5 protein-coding genes and 1 pseudogene are annotated in these 10,287 nt (G+C 58.3%); all 6 read left to right on the forward strand.

The features are described from left to right. On the forward strand, nt 1–405 hold a 405-nt coding region (locus tag GHO41_RS27115), incomplete at its 5' end, for an SPOR domain-containing protein (protein WP_178126594.1). A 475-nt stretch (nt 406–880) separates the two neighbouring features. Further along, entirely contained in the window at nt 881–5,329 is a 4,449-nt protein-coding gene (gltB, locus tag GHO41_RS27120) for a glutamate synthase large subunit (RefSeq protein ID WP_153435134.1), read from the forward strand. A 33-nt stretch (nt 5,330–5,362) separates the two neighbouring features. After that, nucleotides 5,363–6,781: an FAD-dependent oxidoreductase gene (locus GHO41_RS27125; protein WP_048366707.1), complete on the forward strand. Its 1,419-nt coding sequence runs from the start codon at nt 5,363–5,365 to the stop codon at nt 6,779–6,781. A gap of 235 nt (nt 6,782–7,016) precedes the next feature. Then, the gene (gene hemE, locus GHO41_RS27130) at nt 7,017–8,084 is read left to right on the forward strand and encodes a uroporphyrinogen decarboxylase (protein ID WP_048366706.1); all 1,068 of its coding nucleotides are present in this window, start codon (nt 7,017–7,019) and stop codon (nt 8,082–8,084) included. A gap of 329 nt (nt 8,085–8,413) precedes the next feature. Next, nucleotides 8,414–9,889 carry an N-acetylglucosamine-binding protein GbpA gene (gene gbpA / locus GHO41_RS27135; RefSeq protein WP_153435135.1) on the forward strand — a complete coding sequence of 492 codons (1,476 nt, stop codon included), beginning with the start codon at nt 8,414–8,416 and terminating at the stop codon, nt 9,887–9,889. Nucleotides 9,890–10,072: 183 nt separating this feature from the next. Further along, nucleotides 10,073–10,287, forward strand: a pseudogene (locus GHO41_RS30130) (hypothetical protein); the annotation flags it as partial.

Below are 10,287 nucleotides of genomic sequence, written 5' to 3' on the forward strand. Positions count from 1 at the left end.
GCGGTGGCTGCGAGCAAACCTGCACCTGCGCCAGCCGCCAAGCCCGCTCCGGCCCCGGCTCCCAAGCCTGCCGCCAAACCTGCTGAGAAGCCGGTGACTGTGGCCAAGGCTGCACCGGGCGGTAGCTGGTACGCCAGCCAACCGGCCAGCAACTACGTCGTGCAGATCGTCGGCACCAGCTCTGAAGCGTCAGCGCAAAATGTCGCCAAAGAGTTGGGTGGCGAAGCCCGTTATTTCAAGAAATCCTTGAACGGCAAGCCGCTGTACGTCGTGACTTACGGTAATTTCCCAAGCCATGCCGCCGCCACTGCGGCAATCAAGAACTTGCCAGCGAAGACGCAGGCTGGTAAACCTTGGCCTCGCACTGTCGCCAGCGTCCAACAAGAACTGGCAGCAGCTCGCTGATGAGACGGCGACTTTACCCAGGTCGCCGTTCTAGGCTCTGCACGAAATGTATCTGCGCTCGGTTATGCGGCGTTGAAAACAGGCTCGGAATGCTCATTTACAACCCGTAAACTCCGCTTCCTCGCCTGTTTTCGCCTTGCCTAACCTACGCTCGAAAACATTTCGTACAGACCCTTACCCATCAAAATATTCGCCCAGCATGCGACTTAATCGAGTCGCATGCGTTGTGGTGTCTGCGCCGTGCGGCGGTCAACATCAAAAATGTTTTGACTAGCACGAGCAATCGCTTTAAACCTTCATCAATGCGACATAAATTTACGGTTAATCGCCGCTTAATTTGTGGGTCTTTGCGACGGTGTGTAAAATGGCCACCCTTTTGCTACCGCTAAGCTGGCGTACGTTCAGCGCGGAAAGCAGGTGGTTGAATTAAAAAGAAATTTGCCCCTTTTTGGGGCAGCCTGGTGAGAAAGTGTCTATGAAAGCAGGTCTGTACCACCCCGATGAATTCAAGGATAACTGTGGTTTCGGCCTGATAGCCCATATGCAGGGCGAACCCAGTCATACCCTATTGCAAACCGCCATTGAGGCCCTGACCTGCATGACCCACCGCGGTGGGATCAACGCAGACGGCAAGACCGGTGACGGTTGTGGCCTGCTGATTCAAAAGCCCGATCAGTTCTTGCGTGCAGTCGCCAAAGAACAGTTCGGCACTGATTTGCCCAAGCAATATGCGGTCGGCATGGTGTTTTTTAACCAGGACCCGATCAAGGCCGAAGCGGCCCGCGCCCACATGAACCGCGAAATCCTCGCGGCGGGCCTGCAATTGGTGGGCTGGCGCAAAGTCCCGATTGATACCAGCGTGCTGGGTCGTCTGGCGCTGGAACGTCTGCCACAAATCGAGCAAGTGTTCATCGCAGGCGACGGCCTCAGCGATCAAGACATGGCGATCAAGCTGTTCAGCGCCCGTCGCCGTTCTTCGGTGGCCAACGCAGCGGACACCGATCACTACATCTGCAGCTTTTCTCACAAGACCATTATCTATAAAGGCCTGATGATGCCGGCGGACTTGACCGCCTTCTATCCAGACCTTAGCGACGAGCGCCTGCAAACCGCCATCTGCGTGTTCCACCAGCGCTTCTCTACTAACACCCTGCCGAAATGGCCGCTGGCTCAGCCATTCCGCTTTCTCGCCCACAACGGCGAGATCAACACCATTACCGGCAACCGCAACTGGGCGCAGGCCCGTCGCACCAAGTTTGCCAATGACCTGATCGGCGATCTCGACGAGCTCGGCCCGCTGGTTAACCGCGTGGGTTCTGACTCCTCCAGCATGGACAACATGCTTGAGTTGATGGTCACCGGCGGCATTGACCTGTTCCGTGGCGTGCGCATGTTGATTCCACCGGCATGGCAGAACGTTGAAACCATGGACCCCGACCTGCGGGCGTTCTATGAGTACAACTCCATGCACATGGAGCCGTGGGACGGCCCGGCGGGCGTGGTAATGACCGACGGTCGTTACGCGGTCTGCCTGCTCGACCGTAACGGCCTGCGCCCGGCGCGCTGGGTCACGACCACCAACGGCTACATCACCATCGCCTCCGAAATCGGCGTGTGGGACTACAAGCCTGAAGACGTGATCGCCAAAGGCCGCGTTGGCCCAGGGCAAATCCTTGCGGTCGACACCGAGACCGGCCAGGTGCTGGACACCGACTCCATCGACAACCGCTTGAAGTCGCGCCACCCCTACAAACAGTGGCTGCGCAAGAATGCCCTGCGCATTCAGGCCACCATTGAAGACAACGACCACGGTTCTGCGTTTTACGACGTCGACCAGCTCAAGCAATACATGAAGATGTATCAGGTCACGTTCGAAGAGCGCGATCAGGTGCTGCGCCCACTGGGCGAACAAGGCTACGAAGCCGTGGGCTCGATGGGTGACGACACGCCAATGGCCGTGCTGTCCCAGCGTGTGCGCACGCCGTACGACTACTTCCGCCAGCAGTTCGCGCAGGTTACCAACCCGCCGATCGACCCGCTGCGTGAAGCCATCGTCATGTCGCTGGAAATCTGCCTCGGTGCCGAGCGCAACATCTTCCAGGAATCGCCAGAGCACGCTTCGCGCGTCATCCTCAGTTCGCCTGTGATCTCGCCCGCCAAATGGCGTTCGCTGATGAACCTCGACCTGCCGGGCTTTGAGCGTCAGGTCATCGACCTCAACTACGACCAGTCGATCGGCCTTGAAGCCGCTGTGCGCAACATCGCCGACCAGGCCGAAGAAGCCGCGCGCGCTGGCCATAGCCAGATCGTATTGACCGACCGTCATATCGCGCCGGGCAAGCTGCCGGTCCACGCCTCGCTGGCTGTGGGCGCTGTGCACCACCGCCTGACCGAAAAAGGCCTGCGCTGCGACAGCAACATCCTGGTCGAAACCGCGACCGCTCGCGACCCGCATCACTTTGCCGTGCTGATCGGCTTCGGCGCCTCGGCGGTGTACCCGTTCCTGGCCTACGAAGTGCTGGGCGACTTGATCCGTACTGGCGAAGTGCTGGGCGACCTTTACGAAGTGTTCAAAAACTACCGTAAAGGCATCACCAAAGGCCTGCTCAAGATCCTCTCGAAGATGGGCATCTCGACCATCGCGTCCTACCGCGGTGCGCAACTGTTCGAAGCCATTGGCCTGTCCGAAGAAGTCTGCAACCTGAGCTTCCGTGGTGTGCCAAGCCGCATCAAGGGCGCGCGTTTTGTCGACCTTGAAGCCGAGCAAAAACTGCTCGCCGCTGAAGCCTGGAGCCCGCGTAAAGCCATCCAGCAAGGCGGTCTGCTCAAGTACGTACACGGTGGCGAGTACCACGCCTACAACCCGGACGTGGTCGCCACCCTGCAAGCTGCTGTGCAGCAGGGCGATTACAGCAAGTTCAAGGAATACACCGCACTGGTCGACAAACGCCCGGTGTCGATGATCCGCGACCTGTTCCAGGTCAAAACCCTCGACACGCCATTGGCCATCGACGAGATCGAACCGCTGGACTCGATCCTCAAGCGCTTCGACTCGGCCGGTATCTCGCTCGGCGCCTTGTCGCCAGAAGCGCACGAAGCCCTGGCTGAAGCCATGAACCGCTTGGGCGCCCGCTCCAACTCCGGTGAAGGCGGCGAAGACCCGGCGCGTTACGGCACCATCAAAAGCTCGAAAATCAAACAAGTGGCCACCGGCCGTTTTGGCGTCACGCCGGAATACCTGGTGAACGCTGAAGTGCTGCAAATCAAGGTCGCCCAAGGCGCCAAGCCGGGTGAGGGCGGGCAACTGCCAGGCGGCAAGGTCAACGGCCTGATCGCCAAGCTGCGCTATGCCGTGCCCGGCGTGACCCTGATTTCGCCACCGCCACACCACGACATCTACTCCATTGAAGACTTGTCGCAGCTGATCTTTGACCTCAAGCAGGTCAACCCTAAAGCGCTGGTCTCGGTGAAGCTGGTAGCTGAAGCGGGCGTAGGCACCATCGCCGCTGGCGTGGCCAAGGCGTATGCCGACCTGATCACCATCTCCGGCTACGACGGCGGTACCGGTGCATCGCCGCTGACCTCCATCAAGTACGCGGGTGCGCCGTGGGAACTGGGCCTGGCGGAAACCCACCAGACCCTGCGCGGCAACGACCTGCGTGGCAAAGTGCGGGTGCAGACCGACGGCGGCCTGAAAACCGGCCTCGACGTGATCAAGGCGGCGATTCTGGGCGCTGAAAGCTTCGGCTTCGGCACCGCGCCAATGATCGCGCTGGGCTGCAAATACCTGCGTATTTGCCACCTCAACAACTGCGCGACCGGTGTGGCCACGCAAAACGAATCGCTGCGTAAAAACCACTACATCGGCACCGTCGACATGGTGGTCAACTTCTTCACCTACGTGGCCGAAGAAACCCGCGAGTGGCTGGCCAAGCTGGGCGTGCGCAGCCTTGAAGAGCTGATCGGGCGTACCGACCTGCTGGACATCCTGCCGGGCGAAACCGCCAAGCAGCACAACCTCGACCTCACGCCGTTGCTGGGCAGCGACCACATCCCGGCTGACAAGCCGCAGTTCTGCCAGGTTGATCGCAACCCGCCGTTCGACCAAGGCCTGCTGGCCGAGCAAATGCTCGACATGGCCCGCTCGGCGATCAACGACCTGAGCGGTGCCGAGTTCGACCTCGACATCTGCAACTGCGACCGTTCGATTGGTGCACGGATCTCGGGTGAAATCGCCCGCGCTCACGGCAACCAGGGCATGGCCAAGGCGCCGATCACGTTCCGCTTCAAAGGCACTGCCGGTCAGAGCTTTGGTGTGTGGAACGCCGGTGGTTTGAACCTGTACCTGCAAGGCGACGCCAACGACTACGTGGGCAAAGGCATGACCGGCGGCAAGCTGGTGATCGTGCCGCCTGTGGGCAGCGTCTACAAAACTCAGGACAGCGCCATTGTTGGCAACACCTGCCTGTACGGCGCCACCGGCGGCAAGCTGTTTGCCGCAGGCACCGCAGGCGAGCGTTTCGCGGTGCGTAACTCCGGTGCCCACACCGTGGTGGAAGGCACAGGCGACCACTGCTGCGAATACATGACGGGCGGCTTTGTCTGCGTACTGGGCAAAACCGGTTACAACTTCGGCTCAGGCATGACCGGCGGTTTCGCCTACGTGCTGGATCAGGACAACACGTTTGTCGACAAGGTGAACCACGAGTTGGTGGAGATCCAGCGTATCAGCGGCGAAGCGATGGAAGCCTATCGCAACCACCTGCAACACGTGCTGGACGAATACGTTGAGGAAACCAACAGCGAGTGGGGCCGTAATCTCGCGGATAACCTCGATGATTACCTGCGTCGTTTCTGGATGGTCAAGCCTAAGGCTGCCAGCTTGAAAACGTTGCTTTCCAGCATCCGTGCCAATCCGCAGTGATATGCGCCTGAAGAGTTTGATGAGGTTTTAACAATGGCTGAACGTCTGAGTAACGACTTCCAGTTCATCGATGTCGGGCGCAAAGATCCGAAGAAGAAACTGTTACGTCAACGCAAAAAAGAGTTCGTGGAAATCTACGAACCTTTCAAACCCCAGCAGTCAGCTGACCAGGCCCACCGCTGCCTGGGGTGCGGTAACCCGTACTGTGAATGGAAATGCCCTGTGCATAACTTCATTCCCAACTGGCTCAAGCTGGTGGCCGAGGGCAACATCCTCGCCGCCGCTGAACTGTCGCACCAAACCAACACCCTGCCCGAAGTGTGTGGCCGGGTGTGCCCGCAAGACCGTCTGTGCGAGGGCGCTTGCACCCTCAACGACGGTTTTGGCGCGGTGACCATCGGTTCGGTCGAGAAGTACATCACCGACACCGCCTTCGCCATGGGCTGGCGCCCGGACATGTCCAAAGTGGTGCCGACCGGCAAGCGCGTTGCCATTATCGGCGCCGGGCCTGCGGGTCTGGGCTGCGCTGACGTGCTGGTGCGTGGCGGGGTGACCCCGGTGGTCTTCGACAAGAACCCGGAAATCGGCGGTCTGCTGACCTTCGGTATCCCGGAGTTCAAGCTGGAGAAAACCGTACTGAGCAATCGCCGCGAAGTCTTCACCGGCATGGGTATCGAGTTCCGCCTCAATACCGAAATCGGTAAAGACATCAGCATGGAAGAACTGCTGGCCGAGTACGACGCGGTCTTTATGGGCATGGGCACCTACACCTACATGAAAGGTGGTTTTGCCGGTGAAGACTTGCCGGGCGTGCACGACGCGCTGGATTTCCTGATTGCCAACGTCAACCGCAACCTGGGCTTTGAAAAATCGCCGGAAGATTTCGTCGACATGAAAGGCAAAAAGGTCGTGGTGCTGGGCGGTGGTGACACCGCCATGGACTGCAACCGGACCTCGATCCGCCAGGGCGCCAAGTCGGTGACCTGTGCGTACCGTCGTGACGAAGCCAACATGCCCGGTTCGCGCAAAGAGGTTAAAAACGCCAAGGAAGAAGGCGTGAAATTCCTCTACAACCGTCAGCCGATTGCGATTGTCGGTGACGGCAAGGTTGAAGGCGTGAAAGTGGTCGAGACCCGTCTCGGCGAGCCGGACGCCCGTGGCCGTCGCAGCCCTGAGCCGATTCCGGGTTCCGAAGAGATCATCCCGGCAGACGCCGTGATCATCGCGTTCGGCTTCCGCCCGAGCCCGGCGCCGTGGTTTGAGCAGTTCGACATCGCCACCGACAGCCAGGGCCGCGTAATTGCGCCTGAGCAGTCGCAGTTCAAGCACCAGACCAGCCACCCGAAGATCTTTGCCGGTGGCGACATGGTGCGCGGTTCTGACCTGGTGGTGACCGCGATCTTCGAAGGCCGCACCGCGGCAGAAGGGATCATGGACTACCTGGGCGTTTAACCTGCCCTCTGTAGTCGCTGCCGCAGGCTGCGATCGAGCCCGAAGGGGTCGTTTTTCTCCCTGAAAAGCGAAGGTCCTTCGGCCCTTATCGCAGCCTTCGGCAGCGACTACAAGACGGCGAAGTTGTACATCACCCCCGCGTCAAATCGCCCCGATAGATAAAAGGCACGGCTCTTGCCGTGCCTTTTGCGTCTGTCTCTGAGAAAATGCCCCCACTTTTTTTCCGGATGCAGACATGACTGATCTCAAGAATGACCGTTTCCTTCGCGCTTTGCTCAAGCAACCCGTAGACGTAACGCCTGTCTGGATGATGCGTCAGGCCGGCCGCTACTTGCCGGAATACCGTGCCAGCCGCGCCAAGGCCGGTGACTTCATGAGCCTGTGCAAGAATGCTGAATTCGCCTGTGAAGTCACGCTGCAGCCTCTGGACCGCTTCCCTCAGCTGGACGCGGCCATCCTGTTTTCCGACATCCTGACCATTCCTGATGCCATGGGCCAAGGCCTGTATTTTGAAACCGGCGAAGGCCCGCGCTTCAAAAAGGTCGTCAGCACCCTGGCCGATATCGAAGCCTTGCCGATCCCGGATCCGCAAAAAGACCTCGGCTACGTGATGAACGCGGTCAGCACCATCCGCCGCGAACTCAACGGACGTGTGCCGTTGATCGGTTTCTCGGGCAGCCCATGGACGCTGGCCACTTATATGGTTGAAGGCGGTTCGTCCAAAGACTTCCGCAAAACCAAAGCCATGCTCTACGACACGCCGCAGGCCATGCACCTGCTGCTCGACAAGTTGGCGCAGTCGGTCACCTCGTACCTCAACGGGCAAATCCTCGCGGGCGCGCAAGCGGTGCAGATTTTCGACACCTGGGGCGGCAACCTGTCGTCCGCGGCGTATCAAGAGTTTTCGCTGGCCTACATGCGCAAAATCGTCAGTGGCCTGATCCGCGAGCACGAAGGTCGCAAAGTGCCGGTGATCCTGTTCACCAAAAATGGCGGCCTGTGGCTGGAAAGCATTGCTGATGCCGGCGCCGATGCGCTGGGCCTGGACTGGACCTGCGATCTGGGCGAAGCCCGCCGCCGCGTGGGCAACAAAGTGGCCCTGCAAGGCAACATGGACCCGACCGTGCTGTACGCGAACCCCGAGGCCATCCGCACCGAGGTTAAACGCATTCTCGCCAGTTACGGCAAAGGTTCGGGCCATGTGTTTAACCTGGGCCACGGCATTACCCCGGAAGTTAAACCTGAACACGCCGGTGCGTTTATCAGCGCTGTGCATGAGTTCTCGGGGCAATACCACGAGTAAGTGCAGTTGTTGGAAGTGACCCTCGCTAAAACGCCCGGTTAATGCCGGGCGTTTTTTTATGCGTGTAAATAAAATAATTCAGACTTCCCTTATATGTATTTAGGAAGAGTCCTACATATTTAAATATCAGAATAAGTAAAATTTCCCACCCTGATTTCGGGCGGCCATGAATTATTTAAAACTTTCAGGCTGTCACGTAGGAAGTTTCTTAGTTTGTTGTAGTTGCCCGTGGTAGGGCTCTCTCTGTCATATCGCGTTGTTTATATCGTTGTGCGTTTAACAGAGAGCGCAATTTTTATCATTTATATAAAAAATAGAATGAGGCTTATATGGCTATTGCACTGTCAAAGTCCCGCAATTTGATGCTGTGCGCATCATCCTTAACGCTGATGGCTACCCTGTTTACGGCTCAACAGGCAGTTGCTCACGGTTACATGAACTCCCCTCCATCGCGGGCTTATGCATGTCAGCAAGGGCTGAACATTGACTGCGGTGCAGCTCAGTATGAACCGCAGACCGTTGGCGAAGCCCCTAAGGGGTTCCCTGAGTTCGGCCCGGCCGACGGCAAGATCGCAAGCGGTGGCCATGCCAGCTTCGCGGCATTGGACGCCCAGTCGGCCAACCGCTGGCACCTGACTGAAATCAAGGATCACACCATCGACTTCAGCTGGTTCTATACCGCTGCCCATAAAAGTACACGCTGGCAGTACTTCATCACCAAAGGTGGCTGGAACCCCAACCTGCCGATCTCCCGCGACAGCTTTGAACTGACACCGTTCTGCCAGGTTGAAGGTGGCGGCGGCGTGCCTATCGACGGCGCTGCGGGCGGTACAGGCCCGGCCAAAGACAAACACAGCTGCTCGATCCCGACAGACCGCAGCGGTCACCACATTATTCTGGGTGTCTGGACGGTTGATGACACCGCCGCTTCGTTCTATGACGTTGTGGATGTCAACATCACCGCGCAGAGCGCAGACCCGGATGGCTGGAAAAACGTCGGTTCGATCTCGCAAACCCAGGCATTGCAGCCAGGCGATTCGGTCAAGGCACGTGCCTTTACCGGCAGCTCAGAAAGCGCTGAATACAGCTTCGGCGTCACCATTGAAAAACCAGAAGAAGGCCAGCCGGCCAACTGGTCCTACAAATTGGCAGAAACCGTGAACGCGGCGAACAAGCCTTTGGTACGTGCAGGCGTACGCAATGAAAACGGTGACATTGAGCCGATCAAAGGCGCAAACACCCTTTACGTGAAGGCCGAGAGCGGCGTTACCCGCTACGAAATGCAGACCGTGATGGTGCCAGACCCGGGTGCTTACCTGCACCTGCATGATGTGGCGCCGGAGTACGTGCTGGTCAAAGGCAAGGGCACTGTTGGCTTCACGGTGATGACCAACAAAAATGTCACGCTTGAAGCCACGGTGTTCAACGCCACCCACAAACAAGTGGGCTACACCAAGCAAACCGTCAGCGCTACCACGTCGCCGGTCAGCATTGCGGTGACCAGCGCACCGGGCGAGCACTCCTTGAAACTGATTGCGACCAGCCAGGATGGTCGTGAAAACTTCCAGGACCTCAAGTCGATCAACCTGACCGGCGAAGGCGGTGCTCAGGAATATGACTTCGTGTTCCCTGAAGGCATTGCCGGTTACAAGGCGGGCACGTTGGTGCTTCAACCTAAAAACGACAAAGTCTATGAGTGCCAGCCGTTCCCGAATTCGGGCTACTGCATTCAATACAACCCGAATGCCAATGGTTTCGAACCGGGCGTTGGTGCGAGCTGGAACATGGCGTGGACTGAGAAGTAACTCCACGTATCAAGTCTGGATAACGTTTTTAATTTAATCGTTATCCACCGACAACTGTAGGAGCGAGCTTGTCTCGCGATCTTTTAAAACAATCAAAAGATCGCGAGGCAAGCTCGCTCCTACACGGTTCGTTTTAACAGTGAGTGATTTTTTATTTATTAATGGCTTACAGATGAAAAGGTTTTGAATAATTTTTCGGGTGCCATAACTCGCCACTTACCGCTCATCTTGAAGGTGCTGCTGTGGGGGGCGTGTTTCGGATATGGCGGGCACTTAGCCTGGCAAGAGTGGTTATACCGCCAGGCACTGGCCGCGCCGGTTATCGCCCCGGCTCGCCCGGCGCCCGCACCTGCGCTTGAGCCTTTTCAGCCAGAGGCCATCGCCAGCGTGCTGGGCCT

The sequence above is a fragment of the Pseudomonas sp. FSL R10-0399 genome, from assembly GCF_009600165.1.
Taxonomy (GTDB): domain Bacteria; phylum Pseudomonadota; class Gammaproteobacteria; order Pseudomonadales; family Pseudomonadaceae; genus Aquipseudomonas; species Aquipseudomonas helleri.